The organism is Vibrio sp. VGrn 2, from assembly GCF_009361695.1.
GTDB classification, from domain to species: Bacteria; Pseudomonadota; Gammaproteobacteria; order Enterobacterales; family Vibrionaceae; genus Vibrio; species Vibrio diabolicus.
Genome location: NZ_RBWD01000004.1, coordinates 38,200 through 59,184, shown reverse-complemented (window position 1 = coordinate 59,184; position 20,985 = coordinate 38,200). Strand labels below are relative to the sequence as shown.

19 protein-coding genes are annotated in these 20,985 nt (G+C 45.8%); 8 read left to right on the top strand and 11 right to left on the bottom strand.

Translation table 11 applies throughout. The features are described 5' to 3' along the window. Positions 1 to 149 precede the first annotated feature (149 nt). From D8S93_RS08780 to folA, 3 genes are read left to right on the top strand one after another with little or no spacing between them, the layout of a single operon-like run. Complete coding sequence (locus tag D8S93_RS08780) at positions 150 to 950, top strand: threonine/serine exporter family protein (RefSeq protein ID WP_053809456.1); 801 nt, start codon at positions 150 to 152, stop codon at positions 948 to 950. Continuing rightward, complete coding sequence (locus D8S93_RS08775; protein ID WP_005392295.1) at positions 950 to 1,423, top strand: threonine/serine exporter family protein; 474 nt, start codon at positions 950 to 952, stop codon at positions 1,421 to 1,423. The genes D8S93_RS08780 and D8S93_RS08775 overlap by 1 nt, the downstream gene beginning before the upstream one ends. 9 nt (positions 1,424 to 1,432) lie before the next feature. After that, on the top strand, positions 1,433 to 1,912 hold the full coding sequence (gene folA, locus D8S93_RS08770) for a type 3 dihydrofolate reductase (RefSeq protein WP_005392293.1): 480 nt from the start codon (positions 1,433 to 1,435) through the stop codon (positions 1,910 to 1,912). 268 nt (positions 1,913 to 2,180) lie between these two features. Here the strand turns inward: folA and D8S93_RS08765 are convergent, their stop codons facing one another. The 6 genes from D8S93_RS08765 to lptD form a co-directional block, all read right to left on the bottom strand. Then, entirely contained in the window at positions 2,181 to 2,987 is an 807-nt protein-coding gene (locus D8S93_RS08765; RefSeq protein WP_319802973.1) for a symmetrical bis(5'-nucleosyl)-tetraphosphatase, read from the bottom strand. Between the two features lie 15 nt (positions 2,988 to 3,002). Then, positions 3,003 to 3,383 (bottom strand): Co2+/Mg2+ efflux protein ApaG, encoded by a 381-nt coding sequence (gene apaG, locus D8S93_RS08760; protein WP_005379668.1) that lies wholly within the window; start codon positions 3,381 to 3,383, stop codon positions 3,003 to 3,005. Between the two features lie 75 nt (positions 3,384 to 3,458). Next, positions 3,459 to 4,268, bottom strand: coding sequence for a 16S rRNA (adenine(1518)-N(6)/adenine(1519)-N(6))-dimethyltransferase RsmA (gene rsmA / locus D8S93_RS08755; RefSeq protein WP_005379669.1), 810 nt, complete (start codon positions 4,266 to 4,268; stop codon positions 3,459 to 3,461). Beyond that, a complete protein-coding gene (gene pdxA, locus D8S93_RS08750) occupies positions 4,265 to 5,263 on the bottom strand; it encodes a 4-hydroxythreonine-4-phosphate dehydrogenase PdxA (protein ID WP_005383085.1) in 999 nt (332 codons plus the stop codon). Before pdxA ends, rsmA begins: the two co-directional genes overlap by 4 nt. Beyond that, positions 5,253 to 6,536: a peptidylprolyl isomerase SurA gene (surA, locus tag D8S93_RS08745; RefSeq protein WP_006742728.1), complete on the bottom strand. Its 1,284-nt coding sequence runs from the start codon at positions 6,534 to 6,536 to the stop codon at positions 5,253 to 5,255. The genes pdxA and surA overlap by 11 nt, the downstream gene beginning before the upstream one ends. Positions 6,537 to 6,596: 60 nt before the next feature. Further along, positions 6,597 to 8,942 (bottom strand): LPS assembly protein LptD, encoded by a 2,346-nt coding sequence (gene lptD, locus D8S93_RS08740; RefSeq protein ID WP_152812824.1) that lies wholly within the window; start codon positions 8,940 to 8,942, stop codon positions 6,597 to 6,599. Positions 8,943 to 9,208: 266 nt separating this feature from the next. Here lptD and djlA point away from each other — a divergent pair, with 266 nt between their 5' ends. Further along, positions 9,209 to 10,063 carry a co-chaperone DjlA gene (gene djlA, locus D8S93_RS08735; RefSeq protein WP_005383076.1) on the top strand — a complete coding sequence of 285 codons (855 nt, stop codon included), beginning with the start codon at positions 9,209 to 9,211 and terminating at the stop codon, positions 10,061 to 10,063. Between the two features lie 100 nt (positions 10,064 to 10,163). Here the strand turns inward: djlA and D8S93_RS08730 are convergent, their stop codons facing one another. From D8S93_RS08730 to leuA, 5 genes are all read right to left on the bottom strand, one after another. Then, the gene (locus tag D8S93_RS08730; RefSeq protein WP_046874030.1) at positions 10,164 to 10,946 is read right to left on the bottom strand and encodes a DUF547 domain-containing protein; all 783 of its coding nucleotides are present in this window, start codon (positions 10,944 to 10,946) and stop codon (positions 10,164 to 10,166) included. 363 nt (positions 10,947 to 11,309) lie between these two features. Beyond that, entirely contained in the window at positions 11,310 to 11,912 is a 603-nt protein-coding gene (leuD, locus tag D8S93_RS08725) for a 3-isopropylmalate dehydratase small subunit (protein ID WP_104971226.1), read from the bottom strand. Positions 11,913 to 11,923: 11 nt separating this feature from the next. Further along, the gene (gene leuC, locus D8S93_RS08720; RefSeq protein WP_039841408.1) at positions 11,924 to 13,324 is read right to left on the bottom strand and encodes a 3-isopropylmalate dehydratase large subunit; all 1,401 of its coding nucleotides are present in this window, start codon (positions 13,322 to 13,324) and stop codon (positions 11,924 to 11,926) included. A gap of 110 nt (positions 13,325 to 13,434) precedes the next feature. Then, positions 13,435 to 14,526 (bottom strand): 3-isopropylmalate dehydrogenase, encoded by a 1,092-nt coding sequence (leuB, locus tag D8S93_RS08715; RefSeq protein ID WP_006742732.1) that lies wholly within the window; start codon positions 14,524 to 14,526, stop codon positions 13,435 to 13,437. 82 nt (positions 14,527 to 14,608) lie between these two features. Continuing rightward, on the bottom strand, positions 14,609 to 16,156 hold the full coding sequence (leuA, locus tag D8S93_RS08710) for a 2-isopropylmalate synthase (RefSeq protein ID WP_006742733.1): 1,548 nt from the start codon (positions 16,154 to 16,156) through the stop codon (positions 14,609 to 14,611). A 514-nt stretch (positions 16,157 to 16,670) separates the two neighbouring features. On the opposite strand from leuA, the gene D8S93_RS08700 reads away from it, so the two are divergent. The 4 genes from D8S93_RS08700 (at position 16,671) to calR (ending at position 20,735) form a co-directional block, all read left to right on the top strand. Then, positions 16,671 to 17,468, top strand: coding sequence for an SH3 domain-containing protein (locus D8S93_RS08700; protein ID WP_047009047.1), 798 nt, complete (start codon positions 16,671 to 16,673; stop codon positions 17,466 to 17,468). A 152-nt stretch (positions 17,469 to 17,620) separates the two neighbouring features. Further along, complete coding sequence (locus D8S93_RS08695) at positions 17,621 to 18,169, top strand: phosphatase PAP2 family protein (protein WP_152812822.1); 549 nt, start codon at positions 17,621 to 17,623, stop codon at positions 18,167 to 18,169. A gap of 3 nt (positions 18,170 to 18,172) precedes the next feature. Next, positions 18,173 to 19,219: an MJ1255/VC2487 family glycosyltransferase gene (locus D8S93_RS08690; protein ID WP_152812820.1), complete on the top strand. Its 1,047-nt coding sequence runs from the start codon at positions 18,173 to 18,175 to the stop codon at positions 19,217 to 19,219. 556 nt (positions 19,220 to 19,775) lie between these two features. Next, on the top strand, positions 19,776 to 20,735 hold the full coding sequence (gene calR / locus D8S93_RS08685) for a LysR family transcriptional regulator CalR (protein ID WP_005379693.1): 960 nt from the start codon (positions 19,776 to 19,778) through the stop codon (positions 20,733 to 20,735). Positions 20,736 to 20,985 lie beyond the last annotated feature (250 nt).

Here is a 20,985-nt window from a genome sequence, read left to right as displayed (position 1 = left end):
CAATTATTTATTGCGGCTTTTTTTGTATCTAAATCATGTTTAGATGGTGTGATTTACGGCACAATAGCCGATACGTCGTGATTTTTGAGGGCTAGTTTGGACCTCTCGCGTATGAATGAGCAACACCCTAAAAGGAATTAGACTGATTTATGACTCTAGAAACCATACCGTCTGGAGAGTTGGCGGTATCCACTCAACGATCTATTTCTCGCCTTGTTGCCCAAGCCGGGCAAATGCTACTCGCTCATGGTGCTGAAAGTACTCTGGTGAGCGATATTATGCGCCGTATTGGCCTTGCTTGTGGGGTTAATGAAGTTGCGGTTGCGCTATCAGCCAATGCACTGGTTGTAACGACGGTAATGGATGGACACTGCATCACCACTACCCGAAGTTGTGCCGATCGTGGCATTAATATGCGCGTTATTACGCAAATTCAACGTATCTGCATCATGATGGAGCGTGGGCTGCTCGATGCAACCATGGCGCAGAAAAAGCTGAACGCCATCAGTCCAGAGCGTTATAACCGCTGGCTGGTGGTGTTTATGATTGGCTTGTCATGTGCGGCATTCAGTCATCTGGCAGGTGGTGATTTGGGGGTATTTGTTATGACCTTTTTAGCATCAGCTGGTGGCATGATCGTTCGCCAAGAAATTGGTCATCGTCACTTTAATCCTTTACTGAACTTTGCAGCGACCGCCTTTGTCACGACCTTAATTTCTGCGCAAGCGGAAATCTACCAAATCGGCAATCTGCCCACCGTTGCAATGGCATCGTCGGTATTAATGCTCGTACCGGGTTTCCCGTTGATTAACTCGGTGGCAGACATGCTGAAAGGGCACATTAACATGGGTATTGCCCGGTTTGTGATGGCCAGCTTACTGACGTTGGCGACGTGTTTGGGCATCGTTGCTGCGATGAGCGTTACTGGAATTTGGGGGTGGGCAATCTAATGAGTTTGTTTGATTTGATGCTTGGCCTGCTGAATGACATGTTTTTCGCTGCGATTCCCGCAGTTGGATTTGCACTGGTTTTTAACGTGCCACAAAGAGCTTTAGTGTATTGCGCTGTTGGCGGCGCGATTGGACACGGCAGCCGTTATTTGATGATGCAGTTTGGTATTCCCATTGAATGGGCGACCTTTTTTGCCGCGACGCTAGTTGGGATGATTGGTGTGTACTGGTCTCGCCGCTTTCTCGCGCACCCAAAAGTGTTCACAGTGGCAGCTTTGATCCCGATGGTACCTGGCGTGTTTGCTTACAAAGCAATGATAGCCATGGTTGAGATCAACCATATTGGTTATTCACCTGAGCTCGTTGCAACTTGTATGGAGAACTTTCTTAAGGCCATGTTTATTATTGCAGGTTTAGCTGTTGGTCTTGCTGTTCCAGGGCTGTTATTCTATCGCCGCAGACCAATTGTATAAGGACCTAACATGATCATTAGTATGATTGCCGCGATGGCCGACAATCGCATCATTGGCAAAGACAATCAAATGCCTTGGCATCTTCCCGCTGATTTCGCTTGGTTTAAGCGTTGTACCATGGGAAAACCGGTTGTGATGGGACGCAAAACCTATGAGTCTATTGGTCGCCCTTTACCTGGTCGCTTGAATATTGTTATCAGCCGTGATGAGACACTAAAGATCGAAGGCGTCACTACTGTAACATCGATTGAGCAAGCTTTGGACGTGGCTGGTGACGTGGAAGAAGTGATGATCATTGGTGGTGGTGCGATTTACGCAGCTTGCCTACCGATGGCCAATAAACTGTATGTAACACACATTGAAGCAGCGATTGATGGTGATACTCAGTTTCCAGACTGGGGAGATCAATTTAAGGAAACCTACTCAGAAACGTATCAAGCGGATGAGAAGAACGCCTACAACATGCGCTTTACTGTGTTAGAAAAGTAATTCGAGATTAAAACAGCGTAGTTAATACGGTAATGCCGTTCGTATAACAGCGAGCGGCCATCCCGGCCTGCCATCATCCTGAAAGCGACGGAGGAGCGTGATTCAGGATCTTCTATACGAGTACTTTGTTGTCAAAGGTATCTCTATCTACCCGCAGCGTGCGGATACTAGATTCCTAGTCTCGCTAAGGCTCGCTGGAATGACTCTACAGGAGATGTTAGGTGACAGGCATTCTCCCTACGATGGATTATCGACTATTATTCCATGTTTAACTTAACGCATCCTGAGTAAAGGTTTTCTTATCGTCCCAACGGATCATGGTTAGGCTTCCGCCCCAAACACAGCCAGTATCCAGACCGATGATCTCTTCGTCTACATGGCCTTGTAGTGCAGCCCAGTGACCAAATAACACCGTTTTATTGAGGTGAACGCGCTGAGGTACATCAAACCATGGAATAAGTTCGTTACCGGAAACTTGTTGTGGTGGTAGTTTACAATCCATATCCAAACGACCATCGGGGAAACAAAAGCGCATCCGCGTAAAAGCATTGATAATATAACGGTATCGGTCCAAACCCTGTAGAGAGTCATCCCAGGAATCAGGTTGATTACTGTACATGTTTTTTAAGAGCCAAGGCAGCTCTTCACTTTGGATGATGCGTTCAACTTCGCGGGCACATTTTCTTGCGGTTTTTAGATTCCACTGCGGTGATATCCCAGCGTGACACATCACGAACTCGTCATGCTCGGCCATAAGAGGTTGCTGAGCTAGCCATGCCAATAGATCTTCTTTATCGGGTGCAGTGAAAATAGGCGCGGTTTTATCTTTGTCTTTGACCTTTTTTATCCCGTGAGCAACGGCGAGCAGGTGAAGGTCGTGATTACCAAGCACCACGGTTGCGCTTGTGCCAAGCGACTTCACAAAGCGTAAAGTTTCTAGTGATTTAGGCCCTCTGGCGACCAAATCACCAGCGAGCCAAAGTTGGTCTTTTTTCGCAGAGAAAGAGACTTGTTCTAGTAGTCGCTGCAATTCATCAAAACAGCCTTGAATATCACCAACAATATAGGTAGCCACTGAATCTCCAATTTACTAATTTAAAACATTTGGAACAGCAAGACGAAAGGGTTCAATTTCGGTGATGAACTCCTGCCCTTTTTCATCCAGCATTTTGTAGTGCCCTTGCATAACGCCGACAGGGGTTTCTAACGCGGTTCCGCTACTGTACGTGTATTCATCATTGCTTGGAATAAAAGGTTGTTGACCCACCACACCATCACCTTCAACCGTCATTTGCTTGCCATTCGAGTCTGTGATTAACCAGCGACGGCTCACTAACTGCACGGTTTGTTGGCTAAGGTTTTTGATGGTGATGATATAGGCGAAAACGTAGCGTTGTAGCTCAGGATTGGACTGTTCTTCGATGTATTTGGTGTGAACTTGAATTTTGATGCAAGGTTGAATGACGTCCATGTGCACTCCTCAGAAACGTAATATCCCAATAATAATAAGCCAAACCAGCAAGGGTTTGGCTTATCGTTTGAGTTCTTAGTGCTGCGGGTTATCCGCAAGCCAGTTCGCCATCGCGACGAATTGTTCTAGCGTCAGGTTCTCTGGACGCATGCTTGGATTAACACCTAGCTCTTCTAGTACTTCTGTGCTTAACAACGATTTGTAGCAGTTACGAACTGTTTTACGACGTTGGTTAAAGCCTTCACGACAAACGCGATCCAGCAAACGCAGATCTTTCGCAGGGCATGGCAGCTCTTCATATGGCACTAAACGAACAACGGCAGAGTCCACTTTCGGTGGTGGAACGAATGCCGTTGGCGGCACTTCCAGTACTGGTACCACTTTACAGTAGTACTGAGCCATTACCGTTAAACGGCCGTAAGCTTTGCTGCCAGGACCGGCGGCTAAGCGGTTTACCACTTCTTTTTGCAGCATAAAGTGCATGTCTTGAATGTCTTTATGGAATTCAAAAAGGTGGAACATCAATGGTGTAGAGATGTTGTACGGCAAGTTACCGAAAATGCGTAGCTTGTTGTTTGGCTTCACTAATTGAGTGAAGTCAAAACGCATAGCGTCACCCTCATGGATGGTCAACTTATCCGCCAGTTCAGGGTGAGTACGTAGGCGTTCCGCCAGATCGCGGTCCAGTTCGATGACCGTGAATTTATCCACTTCACGACCTACCGGCTCAGTGATTGCACCAAGACCAGGACCGATTTCAACCAGGTTTTGACCTGGTTTTGGGTTAATCGCTGATACGATTCCATCAATAATGTATGGATCGTTCAGGAAGTTTTGACCAAAACGTTTACGCGCTTTGTGTCCTAAATGGACATCATTTCTCATTGTTTCTTCTCTACCAAATCTATCGCATGCGTGAGCGCTGTTCGGAAACTCCCTGTATCCGCTTGACCTGTCCCTGCCAGATCTAATGCAGTACCGTGATCCACCGATGTTCTAATAAAAGGTAGACCAAGAGTAATGTTTACTGAACGACCAAAGCCTTTGTATTTTAATACTGGCAACACTTGGTCGTGGTACATGCCTAAAACAGCATCAGCATCATTTAAATATTTTTCATTGAAAATGGTATCTGCCGGCAAAGGGCCGATCAGGTTGATACCTTTTTCTTGTCGAATCTTTTCCAGTGTTGGAGTGATGGTTTCGATCTCTTCACGACCTAAGCAGCCATCTTCGCCAGCATGAGGGTTAAGCCCGCAAACGTAGATGTTTGGTTGTGCGATAGCAAACTTTTCTACAAGGTCTTTATGAAGAATATCGATGATTTTTTCTAATCGCTCTTCGGTGACCGCTTTGGACACATAAGCTAAAGGAATATGTGTTGTAACCAGCGCCACGCGTAGCCCTTCCGTTGCTAGCATCATTACGACTAGCGGCGTTTGTGACTTCTCGGCGAAAAACTCAGTATGACCACTGAATGCAACACCTGCGCGATTAATCACCCCCTTATGAACAGGGCCGGTGACAATAGCATCAAATTCATCATTCATACAGCCTAAAGCCGCTCTTTCTAGCGTTTTTAATACATAGTGGCCATTCGCTTCATTGAGCTCGCCTGCGACCGCAGGTTCCGATATTTGGATATGATCAACGATAAGCGTGCCAGCTTTTTGTGCTTTAGGCGCTTCTTCTGGATTGTAATCAGACAGTTGGACTTCGATGCCAAGCTGCTTGGCTCGCTCCGTCAGCATATTCTTATCGGCACAGACGACAATTTGGTGCGCCCAATCTTCTTTCGATAGGGCAAGCACTAAGTCTGGGCCGATACCCGCAGGTTCCCCTGCGGTTACGACAATTCTACGAATTGTATTAGTTGTCATTGTTGTCATCCACGATTTCAACAAACGCACTTGCGCGTAGCTCTTGCATCCATGCGCCCGCTTCTTCATTAAATTTACGGTTAAATAGAATACGGTAAGCCTTATTCTTCATCGCTGAGTCAGTACGGTCAACTTGGCGACGATCCAACACTTCAACGATATGCCAGCCGTGAACGGTTTTGAACGGTTCGCTGATTGAGCCAACAGGCAGAGTTTCTACTTGGTGTTTAAATTCTGGCACGTACAGATCTGGCGTTTGATAACCTAGCTCACCGTCTTGTGCTGCCGAGCCAGGGTCTTGGCTGTATTGCGTTGCCAATTGAGCGAAAGTGGCTTCGCCAGCTTTGATGCGGCGTACAAACTCATTCAGTTGCTTCTTCGCCCCTTCGTCACTCAGAATCACGGTTGGTTTAATCAAAATATGACGCGCATTTACTTCCGTTACCGCAACCGTTTCTAAGCCTTTTACATCTTCAATTTTTAGGATGTGGAAACCGACGCCACTGCGGAATGGGCCAATGATGCTGCCTTTGTTTTGCATTTTGATCTGATCGGCAAAGATGGTTGGCATTTCTTCTTTACGCATCCAGCCCCAGTCGCCACCTTGTAAAGCTTTAGGACCTTTTGAGTAGGTGTAGGCCATCTCCGTAAAGTCTGCACCTTCGTTTAGCTTTTTCGCCAGCGCTTTTGCTTCTGCTTCTACAGCAGACTTTTCTTTGTCATCAGAGAAGCGCAGTTGAATGTGTCCAATTTTGTATTGAACGGTCGCATTGGTTTCTTGTGATAGTTGCTCAGCAAGGCTGTCGACTTCTGCTGGAAGGATATTAATACGGCGACGAACCAGTGCATTACGGGCTTCTGAAGCGGCGATTTCCTTACGGATTTGTTCGCGGAATTCTGGGTAACTCAAGCCTTCACTTTCTACAGAAGCGGCGAGTTGTTCTACAGATTGTTCATTATTACGTGCGATCTCCGCAATCGCTTGGTTTAAGCGGTTATCGTCAATACGCACACCGATACGGTCTGCTTCTTGGCCTTGCAACGTGTCAATAATCAGCTTTTCAACAACTTGTTCTTTTAACACGCTAGCAGAAGGTAAGCTCTTTCCGCTTTGACGTGCGTTGGCTTGCAGCGTTTTCATCGCTGTTTCGATGTCGCTTTGTAGAATTACACCGTCGTTCACGATGACCGCAACCTTATCGATCTCTACTGGTGCTGCAACCGCTCCGCAAGAGAGTAGGGTCGTGAATAAGATTGATTTCCAAATTTTCATTTAAAATTCCGTCAGTATTTTTTGAATAGGCGTCTTATTCATTTAAGACGCCTATTTCGATTAATTGTTCAGATAGAATGGGCGGCCGTACTTAATCGTGTTGTCAGAACCGTCCAGTTCTTTGACTGCAGTATCTTCACGCTGATTGGTCGCAAAGCCTTGAATACCGAAGTTAACGCTAAAGTTATTTTCGTATTCAGGTGATGCGCCAGTGCTGCCGATAGTTTGGTTTTCCCAACCAAGCAATTGGTTGGCGTAAGTCACACCAATGTACCAACAGTCAGACTGGTAACGCAGGCTCGCTAGCCATTCTAGGTCCGCATTTTCATTTAGGTCGTAGTAGTATTGACCACTTGCAGACCAGTTCGGGTTGAACTCGTAGGCCGCTACAATACCTGCTTGTGAAATGCCTTTACGAGTAATTGTGTCTAGGTTTTCGAGAATGATCGTATCTTCGATGTATTCACGCGTGACGTAACGATAGTTACCCTGAATAAAGCCACCGTTAAATTGGTACTCTAAGGTACTGTTCGCCAACTGCATGGAGCTCAAATCGATATCGTATTGAATTCCACCGTGATAGAACAAGTAATCGTTGTAGTTGAAATCAGCTTCAATCGCCCATGATGAGTAGTTGGTGGTCTCATCCGGAAGATTTGGGCTGTTGCTCAGTTTGGTCTTTTTATCGAAGTAGTAAATCTGACCAAATGAAACGTTAAGACGCTCTTTATAGTCATCATCAAAGAAGCGCGTACTTGCACCGTAGCTTAACTGGTTCGCAGAGGCGATTTTATCAATGCCACTGTACTTACGACTGCGGAATAGCCCGTAGTAGTCGGTTTGTAGCAAGGTGGTATCGTAGTTGTAGATATTGGTTTGATCTTCTTCAGGTACGTACAAGTACTGTAGCTGAGGTTCCAGTGTTTGTGTGTAGCCCTTGATCCAGCTCGTGTCTCGCTCTAAGTAAAGTTGCGCATGCGTACGGAACTCGGGGATAACACGAGACACTTCGTCATCTAACTGGTTTTGCAAGTTGACATCTGTCAGACCCGTTAAGTCTTGAGAGTAGTACGTGGAAAGCACGCGAGCTTCCGTTGTCCACGTTGCCCATGAATTTGAAAGCGGCAATGTAAGTCCTGGCTCAATATGAACACGGGTCGCATTTGGTCGCGCAGCATCACTCGTATCAAAGCGGCTGACTTGGCTCTTCACGTCAAAGTTGAGGTAATCTCCCCACAATGGCGTGTAGTAGTTCAAGTCTAACTGAGGAAGCAGGCGATAAGGGCGGTTCTCTTCTTTCAATAAGATTTGGAAGTCGCGAACGGTTAACGAGGCATCCCAGAAATCAGAACGATATTGTACTTGTCCTTCTTGAACCAGTTGACCATCTTCACGGTTACCAATATCGGAGTCGAGATCGAGGAAGTAGTCAATATCACTCACTTTTGAGTAATCGACTTTGACTATCCACTGTTTATTGATAATACCGTCGTGTTTAACTTGGTAGCCCCAACGAGACTCGTCTTGATATTTGCGATCGCTATTGAGGTATTCGCCTTTGATTTCACCATTCCCCCAACCATCGGTTAGGTAGCGGAAATCAGTATCGAGTTTTGTTCCACGCTGCTGCATATAGAGCGTGGTGAGCGTCATGTCATATTGAGGCGCGATGTTCCAATAGAATGGCACCTCTACTTCCATACCATCGCTAGAACCATACGATAAAGAGGGGAAGAGGAAACCCGTTTTACGCGTATCTCCAATTGGCATGGTTAGATACGGCACATAGAAAACAGGAACGTCTAACACTTCAAATCGAGGATGGTGCAGAGTCGCCGTCTCTTCATCTTGGTCAACGTCAATACCTGATGCCACTAAACGCCATGAATTGTCGCCTTGAGGACATGATGTAATTGAACCATCTTCGAGTTCATAAACCGACTGACCTGTACGCGCGATGTATGCTGCTGTGCCTCGACCTTGTTGGCAAAGGAACTGATAATCGGTGTTCTCCAGTGAAAACGTGTCTTGGTTGATGTCATTAGTAACACGATCAGATCGAGCTTTGACTTGGCCGTCATTGAAAGTCACGTTGCCTTCGGCAACCACGACGTTGTCTTGTTGGTGCAGCGTTACGCTATCTGCGGTGATTTTCTTCTGGCCTTGGGTGACTTGTACATTACCTGAGTACTGAGCTTTGTCACCATTGATGGCTTGCAGGGTGTCAGCTTCTACCACTACTGGGGTATTAAGAGCGTCCTCCTCGCCACTGGTATCGACCAAACATTGATCTGTGGCGGGCATTTCCTGCACACTATCATGGATATTCGCTTCAGCTTGAGTGGTGGGTACAAACAAGGCGGTGCTGATAGAGGCCGCTAAACATGTGCGGGAGAAATGTTGCATTGAATTGAACTTTCCTGTGTCACTACTACTCGATGGCTATAGGGCTTGTTGTACCCTAGCGTAATAGCCAAATGAATCAACTATAGTCGCATTTATCCCAGCGTATTGATTCACTGTGGCATAATGACGACAAAATAGCTGCAAAGATAAGCAGGCGAAATGGCCTAGCCGAAATAAAACTAATTCCATTATCATAAAGGAAATCGTTGCATCCGGCACTATAAGACCGCCGTCGTCGATAAAAATTCATTGATAGAGAACACATAATGCATATTTTTGGCAAAATTCTGGGTGCCTTTTTTGGCTTGTTACTTGGCGGGCCGCTAGGTTTACTCTTTGGCTTATTTATTGGCCATCAATTCGATAAAGCACGTCGCTTGAGTCAAGCCGGGTTCTCTACTGGCGGCTTTGGAAAAGGGCCGAGCCAAGCTCAGCGCCAAGAAGAATTTTTTAAAGCGGCGTTTGCGGTAATGGGACATGTGGCAAAAGCGAAAGGCCAAGTCACCAAAGAGGAAATCCAACTTGCTTCTGCCATGATGGACCGCATGAATTTGCATGGCGAACAGCGCCGCGCTGCGCAAGATGCGTTTCGTGAAGGTAAAGACAGTGACTTTCCGTTAGAAGACGTTCTTGTTCGTGTGAAAATTTCGACAGCAGGCCGTTTTGACTTGTTGCAATTTTTCCTTGAACTACAAATCTCGGCGGCCTTTGCTGACGGCTCGATTCATCCTAGTGAACGAAATGTGTTACACAAAATAGCACGTGGTTTGGGTTTCTCTTCTGAGCAGCTAGAGCGTCGCTTGCAAATGCAAGAAGCCGCATTCCGTTTCCAAAGCCAGGGTGGTTTTCATGGTCAGCATCAAGGCCAATCTTCTGGTGGTAGCTGGCAACAAGCTTCACAAGCGGATCAACTGGCTGACGCGTACAAAATTCTGGATGTGTCTTCAGATGCCGACAGTAAAACCGTCAAGCGTGCTTATCGTAAACTGATGAACGAGCATCACCCAGACAAATTGATGGCTAAAGGTCTACCACCAGAGATGATGAACGTAGCGAAAGAAAAATCTCAAGAGATTCAAAACGCTTACGATCTGATTAAAAAGGTCAAAGGCTTTAAGTGATTTTGTCAAAATCTAGAAAGTAAAAAGGGCACTTGGTGCCCTTTTTAGCTTTTGGGTTACGGGTGACCAAAAGCGTTGCAAGCTGAACGGTGGCGATAAATTAGTCAGTTTGATTCAAACTCCAATCGTATTCGTACTTCACTTTTCCAGAGAAGTCTTTGTACTGTGGCGCGTACTTCGCGATGTGGTTGAAGACTTGTTTTTCTCCACCAAAGTCCGCTGCAAACCAATCATAAATGGAAGACAGCTGTGCCGTGTTTCCTTGAATGGATACGCCTTTGTTGCTGTTAATAAACGTTCTGGCAGCACTTTCAAGTAAGGCTTCAGTGTTTTCGGCAGTGAATGCTTGAGCTTGTAGGTTAGGGCATCCCAAACTTGCACAATTTACGGCGTAGTGCGTTCTTGGGTCATTCCAAATTGGACGCAAAATTCGATGTTCAATATCGTTTAAAGTTAGATCCTTCCCGTTGACCACGACCACATCGTCTCCCCAAGGCCCAAAGCTAAATAAACCACCTAGCTTGGTGATGGATTCGACGGGATAGTTATCCAAAATAAGATCTACCGTGATGGCGTTGTAAAGGTTCACCCAATAGGCGTATTGCTCTGCTTGGTTGTACTGCAATGGATCGAGTTTTACCAGTCGTCGGATGTACTGCTTTAACTTCGCTTTGTCGGAAGCCGTGACTTTGCTATAGCGGAACAAAGTATTCTCACCTTGTTCAACCAAGTAATTGTCTAACAGTTGTTGCCATTCCTGGTGCGAAATGTGTGTTTGGTTGGCCTGATTCGATTGTTGCCAATACGGCCACAAGTCAGATTTAGGAGCAGCGAACGCTGAGAAAGAAACCAGAGCACACAATAGCAATAACAGACGCTTCATAGAGATACCTTTGAATGAGATATTGTTGATAGTGTAGACCTGTTGAGTGCTTGTTTTCTTTCAGTAATCAGTAATCAGTAATCAGTAATCAGTTATCTGTTGCCTTTATTCTCCGTCATTCCGAGGAGCATAAGCGACAGCAGGAATCTAATCCCCACAAACGCTTGAGTAAAGAAAGTATGAATCTGCACAGTACATTCTGGCAGTCGATCCTGAATCACGCTCCTTCGCCGCTGTTCAGGATGACGAATTTCAACAGAGGCGTTCGGTATTTCGTAAGTAAAGTGCTATAAAATCAGTCACTTAAAACATTAAAAGGGCCAACAATTGCCAGCCCTTGATTTGTGTATTTACTAATGCGTTTTAACGCAAGAAGCTTGGGATATTCGCTTCGTATTCCGCAATTTTGTCCTCGTGTTGAAGCGTTAGCCCAATATTGTCTAAACCATTTAACAAACAGTGACGACGGAACTCATCAATTTCAAAGCTGTACTCTTTGCCGTTGGCACGAACCACATTCGCTTCTAGGTCGACCTCGACTTCTGCGCCTTCGTTGGCCTCAACGAACTGGAAGATTTCATCCACTTCTTGCTCAGTCAAACGAACTGGCACCATTTGGTTGTTGATCGAGTTGCCGTAAAAAATATCGGCAAAGCTAGGTGCGATCATCGCTTTTATGCCGTAATCCGCTAGCGCCCACGGTGCGTGTTCGCGAGATGAGCCACAACCGAAGTTTTCACGTGCCAGCAAGATGGAAGCGCCCTGGTAGCGTGGGGCGTTCATCACGAACTCTGGATTTGGCTGTTCGCCAGCATCATCTAGAAAGCGCCAGTCATGGAACAAGTGTTTACCAAAGCCTAGGCGAGACACCTTTTGTAGGAACTGTTTTGGAATGATGGCATCAGTATCAACGTTCGCTGCATCTAGAGGAACAACTAAGCCTGTATGTTGTTTAAAGCCTGACATTTGTTTGCTCCTTAGTCTAGTTCACGAATATCTACAAAGTGACCAGCAATTGCTGCTGCCGCTGCCATCGCAGGGCTCACTAGGTGGGTACGGCCATCACGACCTTGGCGGCCTTCAAAGTTACGGTTTGAAGTAGACGCACAACGTTCATGTGGACCCAAACGGTCGTTGTTCATTGCTAGACACATCGAGCAACCTGGTAGGCGCCACTCAAAGCCCGCCTCTTTAAAGATGACATCTAGGCCTTCTGCTTCCGCTTGCGCTTTTACTTGCTCAGAGCCAGGAACGATAAGCGCTTGAACGTGAGACGCGACTTTGCGACCTTTCGCGACTTCCGCCGCTGCGCGCATGTCTTCGATACGTGAGTTAGTACAAGAGCCAACGAAGACTTTATCGACGTTGTAATCAGACAATGACTTGCCTGCTTCTAGACCCATGTAAGCCAGAGCTTTTTCTGCCGATGCTTTTTCTACTGGGTCAGCAAAGCTTTCTGGTGCTGGGATCGGTTGGTCTACCGCGATAACCTGGCCTGGGTTAGTACCCCAAGTGACTTGTGGTTTGATATCCGCTGCGTTTAGTGTCACGACAGCATCAAACTGGGCATCATCGTCAGTTTTTAATGTCTTCCAATATTCTACAGCGGCATCAAAATCCGCACCTTGAGGTGAGAACTTACGGCCTTTGATGTATTCGAATGTAGTTTCATCTGGCGCAATCAAACCGGCTTTTGCACCTAACTCAATCGCCATATTACATACGGTCATGCGACCTTCCATTGAAAGGTCTGTGATCGCTTCACCACAGAATTCAACTACGTAACCGGTACCGCCTGCTGCTGTCGTTTCACCGATGATTGCTAGCACAATGTCTTTCGCAGTAATGCCCGGAGCTACTTTGCCTTTCACTTCGATCTTCATCGTTTTAGCGCGCGCTTGTTTTAGCGTTTGAGTTGCTAATACGTGCTCAACTTCAGAGGTACCAATACCAAATGCTAGCGAGCCAAATGCACCGTGTGTAGCCGTGTGCGAGTCACCACAAACAATCGTCATGCCCGGTAGGGTAATACCAAGCTCTGGGCCCATAACGTGCACAATACCTTGGTATTTATGGTTGATGTCGTAAAGCGTAACGCCAAACTCTTCACAGTTTTTTGATAGCGTTTCCATCTGGATACGCGCCATCTCACCGGATGCGTTGATATCTTTGGTGGTTGTCGAAACGTTGTGGTCCATGGTGGCAAAAGTTTTGCTGACCTGACGCACTTTGCGACCTTTTTCACGCAAGCCATCAAAAGCCTGCGGAGAGGTCACTTCATGTACCAAGTGACGGTCGATGTACAAGATAGGGTTTTCCCCTTCTGCTGCGACGGCAACGTGTGCGTCGTAGACTTTTTCGTATAGTGTTTTGCCCATTGTTTGCTTCCTTTCCTCGTTATCCTTGTTGCTTTGTTTTAGCACCAATGACTTAGAGGTAAGTCATTGGTGGATAGAGGATTTAGTATTTATTATGAATCTGTTCTGTATTACGAGTTTAAGATGTACTCAGCGATCTTATCGCCCATCTCTGATGTTGTAAGTGCCGGGTTGTTGCCTGCAAGGTCGCCTGTTAGCTCGCCAGCTGAAAGTGCTTTCGACACCGCTGCTTCGATGTCTTGTGCTGCGGCTTCTTCGCCAAGGCTATAACGTAACATCAGTGCCGCAGATAGGATTTGCGCCACTGGGTTAGCGATGTTCTTACCTGCGATATCTGGTGCACTGCCGCCTGCTGGCTCGTACAGACCGAACTTACTTTCGTTAAGGCTCGCTGAAGGCAACATACCCATAGAGCCAGTGATCATCGCGCACTCATCAGAAATGATGTCGCCGAAGATGTTTGAACATAGCATTACGTCGAACTGTGCTGGGTCTTTGATAAGCTGCATGGTTGCGTTATCAATGTACATGTGTGACAGCTCGACATCTGGGTAATCTTTCGCGATTTCTTCGACCACTTCACGCCATAGGATTGAACTTTGTAGAACGTTCGCTTTGTCGATTGAGCAAACTTTCTTGCGACGTAGACGAGCAGACTCAAAGGCGATTTTTGCAATACGTTCGATCTCAAAGCGGTGGTACACCTCAGTATCAAACGCTTTTTCTGTCGCGCCTTCGCCTTCACGGCCTTTTGGTTGACCGAAATAGATCCCGCCTGTCAGTTCACGGACCACGACGATATCAAAGCCACGGCCTGAAATGTCTGCACGTAGTGGTGAGAAGGCTTCCAGACCTGCGTGGATTTGCGCTGGGCGTAGGTTACAAAACAGTTGGAAGTGTTTACGTAGCGGAAGTAGGGCGCCACGTTCTGGTTGGTCGTTGGGTGGCAAGTGCTCCCACTTCGGGCCGCCAACCGAGCCAAATAGTACTGCATCAGACTCTTCACACGCTTTTACTGTGCTTTCTGGAAGTGGAGAGCCGTGATTATCGATCGCGATGCCGCCTACATCATGCTCGTCACGCTCAAACGCAATACCGTGCTTCTTTTCGATAGCATCCAATACCTTGTGTGCTTGCGCCATTACTTCCGGGCCGATGCCGTCACCGGGTAGGACGGCAATTTTGTATGATTTGTCTGTCATGTTAATCCTTTAAGTTTTCTAATTTTGAGCTTAATTATTTCAACGAGCGTGTTCTTTCCTGAGCCATGCAGCTCGGTTGTTATTACACAGTCGCAATCTTTTTCTGCTTCATTTCTTCGATTTTGTCTGCACGGTGGATGCTATTAATAACGTGCAATAGTGCTTGGCCGGAAGCTTCAACGATATCGGTGGAAACGCCTGTACCGTGGTATTTACGACCTTTGTAGTTGGCAATGATGTCAGCTTGACCCAAACCATCTTCACCTTCGCCTTTCGCGGTTAGGTCGAATTTATCCAGTACGATGTCGTAGCCTGTCACGCGGTAGATACATTGGTATAGCGCATCAACTGGGCCATTACCGACTGCCGCTTCACACATTTCTTCATCGCCACATTGCATTTTGATGCTGGTGGTGGCCATTACGCTGCCCGATTGCACGCTTAGGTAGTTCAGTTTGTAGAAGTCATCTTCTTCACGCAGGTTCGAGAAGTGCATTAGGGCCTCTAGATCGTAATCGAACACTTGGCCTTTGCGGTCGGCAAGTTTCAAGAAGTCCGCGTATAGAGCGTCTAGGTTGTACTCGTCCTCGTTGTATCCCATGGTGTCCATGTGGCTCTTCACGGCTGCGCGACCACTACGGCTGGTTAGGTTTAGTGCTTGGTTTTTAAGGCCAATCGACTCAGGGGTCATGATTTCGTAGGTATTCTTATTCTTTAACATGCCATCCTGGTGGATACCTGAAGAGTGACTAAAGGCATTCGCGCCCACAATCGCTTTGTTGCTCTGAATTGGCATGTTGCATAATTGGCTCACCAATTTACTGGTGCGGTGAATTTCATCATGTTTGATGCCAGTGTGAACACCCAAGAACTCTTGACGTGTCTTGATGATCATTGCGATCTCTTCAAGTGAACAGTTTCCCGCTCGCTCACCAATGCCATTGATGGTGCCTTCTATCTGACGTGCGCCGGCTTGAACGGCGGCAATAGAGTTGGCAACTGACATCCCCAAGTCGTCGTGACAGTGAACGGAGATGATCGCTTTATCAATGTTTGGAACGCGGTTGAAAAGGGTTTGAATAATGCCACCAAACTCGCTTGGTACTGTGTAGCCAACGGTATCTGGAATGTTGATTGTGCTCGCACCTGCATTGATGGCAGCTTCTACCATGCGACATAGGTTGTCGATAGGAGTACGCCCTGCATCTTCACAAGAAAACTCGACATCATCGGTGTAGTTACGCGCATGTTTAACGGCGTTGACCGCCATTTCAAGTACATCGTCGTAGCTGCGGCGTAGTTTGTCTTCTACGTGAATGGTGGAAGTGGCTAAAAACGTGTGAATACGGAATTGGTCGGCCACTTTTAATGCTTCAGCGGCGGCATCAATATCTTTCGCAACGGCACGCGAAAGGGCACAAACTCGACTGTTTTTGATGTTTTTTGCAATGGTTTGTACCGACTCGAAATCACCAGGTGAAGAGATTGGGAAGCCAGCTTCGATAACATCAACGCCGAGTCTTTCCAGCGCATAGGCAATTTGCAGTTTTTCTTTAACCGTCAAGCTTGCTGACAACGCTTGCTCGCCATCACGCAATGTGGTGTCGAATATAATGACCTGATCGTTCATGTTTGCTTCCTTCCTGATTTCTGCACTTTACGTGCAAGTTAATCGTTTACTTCCAGTATTTAGATATAAAAAAACCCGCATTCTCATGCGGGTTCTTAGAAATTGGTGTGGTTATTTTTCTTCCACAGCCTACCCGCGCGAACTGGTCACGATCAGGAGGAGGCTAAGCAGAATAGAAAAATGAGCTGACATAGTTGTTAAGCTTTCCACATAATTAAGTTAACAAATTAGTACCGCACTCCATGGAGCGCGTCAACCCTAAAGTCGATTTTTTATTCATATCGGATGAGTCTTTTCATTTGCTCGAGAAAAATGATGCGCTAAGTGAAACAGCATGGTGCGATAGAAACGTGCTAGAAGAGGCAAGTTCTCATCAAGTTTGCGACGTTTCATTACCAAAACAAACATTGGGATTGCGACTTGTCACACAAAGGCCCGAATTGTTTGGCAAAAGTTTTGAATGACCATTTATAGTAGTGCAGTTGCACTAGGTAAAAAGAAGGGTTAAGGAATAATGAGGTTAGCAAAACAATTTGGACGTTCAGCCGCAGTATTTACTCTGGTCAGCTTATCGGGTTGTCAGCTGTTTCAATCTCAAACCTATATGGCAGAGATTTCCCCTGTTGCTATTAATGATCACTCTCAGAGTGTCATGGTGATTAATGATCAAATGGATCGATTCTTGAGCTACGAGGGACGCGAGTCGTTTTTGAATCAAATGCTCGTTGCTCTTGAGTCGGACAGTCGAGATAAATTTAAAGGCAAAGATCCGGAAACCTATTCGTGGTGGAAGATCCGAGTGCAACCTAGTGAGAAACAACAAGCGGAAGTCTTCCGACCAACAGCTGACGGTGTGGATACCTCAAACCCAGTTGAGTTTATGGATGTCTCCTATCGCTCTAAGACCACATTAAACTTGCGATCCAAGCCGAGCCTAGAAGGAGAAAAGCTTGGCGTGTTATCGAAAGGGGAAGTTTTTAATGTGTTGGCAAAAGTGGTGGATCAACCTTGGTTTCTTGTTGAACAGAAAGGCGTGATAAAAGGTTACGTCCATAAGGATTATGCGCGCAGCAATGTGGTAAATCGTGACATTCTTTCTACACAGCCTAATCCTCTTTTAGAGTCTGCTTCGAGCACAACTGAGCAAACGGGCATAGAGCATGAACTGTCAGGAAATTACACTTGCCGCTCCCTTAGCTACGAGTTGACAAAAGATGGCGACATGACGATGGGCTCTTTGCGCGCCTGTCGTAAGAAGAGAAAAGTCTGGTATATCGATACGCCTCAACCGCAGCAAGCAAACCCTTCTTAAGCGTTCTCTCCTATGATTGTGCTCAATAGATAGATTATTGGGCACACCCTAATTTGGCATTTGTCATTAATTGTCCAAACTCCCGTCATGCAGTTGTCACCTAAACCTCCTACTTTTCACACAACGGCGTTGTCAAAGTAAGGAAAGGCCACATGCGAACCATAGAGACAATTACACAGCCAATTGCAACCATTGCTAAGTTTGATTTAGCGCTCTCTAGTGTTTGTCTTAAGCACCGTTTTAATCAGCAAGTTGCCAACATCAGTAAAGGAGTCTCCCACAGTGGTGACGGACATCTGTACTTGGTGCTAGGTTTATTAGCTTGGTATTTAGATAAAGAGCAGGGAGTTTGGTTTTTACTGGCGGGTTTACTTGCTTTTGCCATCGAGTTGCCAATTTATTGGACGCTGAAAAACAGTTTTAAGCGTCGTCGCCCTGAAGAACTCAGTGCACTCCTTCCTGCTTTTATTACCCCATCTGATCGCTACAGTCTTCCTTCAGGACACACTGCCGCTGCGTTTGTCATGGCGACGCTGATTGATCATTTCTATCCGAGCCTAGGCGTTGCTGCATTCTTTTGGGCAAGTTTAATCGGAACCGCGCGAATCTTATTGGGTGTGCACTTTTTTACCGATGTCATCATTGGTGCACTGCTTGGCAGTCTTTGTGGTGGATTAGCGATTGAGATGTTGGGAGGCTAATTGATGAAAATCTTATACGGTGTTCAAGGTACAGGAAACGGACATATTGCGCGTGCGAGGGCGATGAGTCATGCGTTTAAAGAGCACGATGTTGAGGTCGATTTTTTGTTTTCTGGACGAGCGCCTGAAAAGTACTTTTCAATGGAAGCGTTTGGTGATTATCAGACTCGCCGAGGCTTCACCTTTATCACTGAAAAAGGTTCAGTGAACTATGCGAAAACAGCATTGAGTAACAATTTGGTGCAATTTTGCAAAGAAGTTAAACAGCTTGATTTGTCGTCCTATGATCTCGTGCTCAATGATTTCGAGCCTGTTACGGCATGGGCGGCAAAACAACAAAATAAGCCGTCGATTGGTATCAGTCACCAAAATGCTTTCCGTTATCCAGTGCCGTTAAAGGGAGCGAGTTGGTTAGACAAATCCGTCATTGAATACTTTGCGCCTTCTCAACACCCCCTTGGTTTGCATTGGCATCATTTTGACCAGCCTTTGTTGCCGCCAATTGTACATACCGTCGATAGCCAAGCAGAAAATGACGATTTTGTTTTGGTTTACCTACCGTTCGAATCCATTGAAGACATCTCGGATTTACTGTTCCATTTTAACCAGCAAGCGTTCATCTGTTATCACCCCGATGTGATCGAATGTGAGCAGGTGGAAAACATAGAATTACGCCCTTTATGCCACAGCAACTTTCAGCATCATTTGCATCGCTGTAGTGGTGTCATTGCCAATGGTGGATTCGAGCTCCCTTCGGAAGCTCTGTCTCTAGGGAAAAAATTATTGCTTAAGCCACTCGCAGGTCAGTTTGAGCAACAAAGCAATGTCGCGACCTTAGAAGACTTAGGACTTGCGATGTCGATGGAGAGCTTAGACATTTCCGCAGTACGCCAGTGGCTAAAGGAGCAGCAAGCCGAAAGTGTGAAATATCCAGATGTTGCTCAGGCCATTGTCCATTGGGTATTGCAAGGCGCGTGGGATTCACAAGCGGAGTTATCCAAACAGTTGTGGGAGCAAGTTGATTTCCCAAGTTACGTGTCGAACATTTAAGTACGTTGTTCTAAGTATATTGTTCCTTCCTATTTTTGACACGATTTTGTTGCAGCCTTTCAATCTAGAAGGCTGCATTTTTATTCTTTCTCTTTCATTTCTATTCAATGTGTATTTGCTGATAATTTGACTGATAAGTGCAAGTTTCACTCAGAGATATAGTCGTCATCTGTTGGTTTGCTCTCGACTAATAACTGAGATAAATGCATGCGTGTGGTGACCATCCGTCTCATCAATTTGCTAAATACTTCCTCAAAGAATGCGCTTTTACGTGTTTTATAGTTTTTTATGTTTTTGTCAAGTTGTTGTTATTTAAGGGATAAATACCTAATTGGCTAAAATTTACTGATTAAATATCAATCTAGTTGCGAAACCGCAATCGATTAGTTGATAGTACAGTTCGAGCCGGAAGTATCCGGACGGCAAATATAATAAAAAGTTAGGTTATCTATTCGTAAAATGATTCGAATCCAGCCGCCGTCTTTTGTGCGAGATGGGATTCTATTCGTTATGAATTTAATGAACAAAGTTGACGATTACAAAAGAGGCGCACTCAATGTTAGAGAAGAAAGATGCGATGAGCGCAATTGCTAGCTACCGTATGGAAAGCACTTTGCGTGGTGTAGATTTAAACCTACTGACTGTATTTGATGCTGTGATGCAAGAGCAAAATATTACTCGTGCAGCACATAACTTAGGCATGTCTCAGCCGGCAGTAAGTAATGCCGTGGCACGTCTAAAAGTGATGTTTAACGACGAGCTGTTTATGCGTCAGGGCCGTGGTATTCAGCCAACGCAACGCGCTCGTCAGTTGTTTGGCCCAATTCGCCAAGCATTACAGCTGATTCGTAATGAACTTCCTAGCTCCGTATTCCAACCAGAATCTTCGACTCGCTTATTTAAGTTGGCGATTTGCAGCCCTTGTGACATGCGTTTTGCTCCGAAGATCATGGCAAAAGTGAATCAACAAGCACCAAACGTTCAGCTTCACCTAGATGCAGAATTTGACCGTCTTTTGTCTGAGCGTATGCGCTATCAAGAAATTGATTTCGTGATCGATTATGCTCGCTTTGATGAGCAAGGTTTCTCAAGTACTGAAATTTTCAAAGATGAATTAGTGGTTATCGCGTCAAAAACACACCCACGCATTCAAGGTGGTGTAACGGCCGAGCAACTGCTTAACGAAAAACATGCGAAGTTATCGAAAGTGCACGGTCAACGTAGCTTCTCAGAACAAGCATATCGTGAACTGGATTGCCAAGCCGCGTACGAAGGCTCTAGTCTAAGCAACCTGCTATATGTGGTGGGTCAATCTGAGCTTGTGACTATCGCGCCACGTTGGATGGCAGAAAATGCGGTAAACAGCGATCAGCTGCAAATTCTAGACTTCCCATTTGCAAATAAGGAAATCAGCGGCTTCTTAAGTTGGCATGAATCAAGTGAAAAAGATAAAGGCCACATTTGGCTGCGCGATCAACTGATGATCACTTGTGGTGAAGTGGTTGCAGCGAAATAAGATGACGTTTGGTCTTATCGGTTAAGACCATATTGGTAATCATCAATTTTTACAATTCATTGGTCCCCGAGAGATTTTGTCTCTCGGGGCTTTTTGTTTTAGCAATCAACAATCGAAACAGTAAGTTAAATAGAGTAATCATTCAGCAGTTTTGGATATGTTCGCGACGTATAAGTGATAGTTGTCTCTTATTAGTGATAAGTTTGATACTGGTCAGTTGCGTTTTAGCAAGCCGTGAGTACACTTGTTC

Bases quoted from the DNA above. Each gene is read 5' to 3' on its own strand.
- D8S93_RS08780 (WP_053809456.1), top strand. From the start codon at position 150: ATGACTCTAGAAACCATACCGTCTGGAGAGTTGGCGGTATCCACTCAA.
- D8S93_RS08775 (WP_005392295.1), top strand. From the start codon at position 950: ATGAGTTTGTTTGATTTGATGCTTGGCCTGCTGAATGACATGTTTTTC.
- folA (WP_005392293.1), top strand. From the start codon at position 1,433: ATGATCATTAGTATGATTGCCGCGATGGCCGACAATCGCATCATTGGC.
- apaG (WP_005379668.1), bottom strand. From the start codon at position 3,383: ATGGACGTCATTCAACCTTGCATCAAAATTCAAGTTCACACCAAATAC.
- rsmA (WP_005379669.1), bottom strand. From the start codon at position 4,268: ATGAGAAATGATGTCCATTTAGGACACAAAGCGCGTAAACGTTTTGGT.
- pdxA (WP_005383085.1), bottom strand. From the start codon at position 5,263: ATGACAACTAATACAATTCGTAGAATTGTCGTAACCGCAGGGGAACCT.
- surA (WP_006742728.1), bottom strand. From the start codon at position 6,536: ATGAAAATTTGGAAATCAATCTTATTCACGACCCTACTCTCTTGCGGA.
- lptD (WP_152812824.1), bottom strand. From the start codon at position 8,942: ATGCAACATTTCTCCCGCACATGTTTAGCGGCCTCTATCAGCACCGCC.
- djlA (WP_005383076.1), top strand. From the start codon at position 9,209: ATGCATATTTTTGGCAAAATTCTGGGTGCCTTTTTTGGCTTGTTACTT.
- D8S93_RS08730 (WP_046874030.1), bottom strand. From the start codon at position 10,946: ATGAAGCGTCTGTTATTGCTATTGTGTGCTCTGGTTTCTTTCTCAGCG.
- leuD (WP_104971226.1), bottom strand. From the start codon at position 11,912: ATGTCAGGCTTTAAACAACATACAGGCTTAGTTGTTCCTCTAGATGCA.
- leuC (WP_039841408.1), bottom strand. From the start codon at position 13,324: ATGGGCAAAACACTATACGAAAAAGTCTACGACGCACACGTTGCCGTC.
- leuB (WP_006742732.1), bottom strand. From the start codon at position 14,526: ATGACAGACAAATCATACAAAATTGCCGTCCTACCCGGTGACGGCATC.
- leuA (WP_006742733.1), bottom strand. From the start codon at position 16,156: ATGAACGATCAGGTCATTATATTCGACACCACATTGCGTGATGGCGAG.
- D8S93_RS08700 (WP_047009047.1), top strand. From the start codon at position 16,671: ATGAGGTTAGCAAAACAATTTGGACGTTCAGCCGCAGTATTTACTCTG.
- D8S93_RS08695 (WP_152812822.1), top strand. From the start codon at position 17,621: ATGCGAACCATAGAGACAATTACACAGCCAATTGCAACCATTGCTAAG.
- D8S93_RS08690 (WP_152812820.1), top strand. From the start codon at position 18,173: ATGAAAATCTTATACGGTGTTCAAGGTACAGGAAACGGACATATTGCG.
- calR (WP_005379693.1), top strand. From the start codon at position 19,776: ATGTTAGAGAAGAAAGATGCGATGAGCGCAATTGCTAGCTACCGTATG.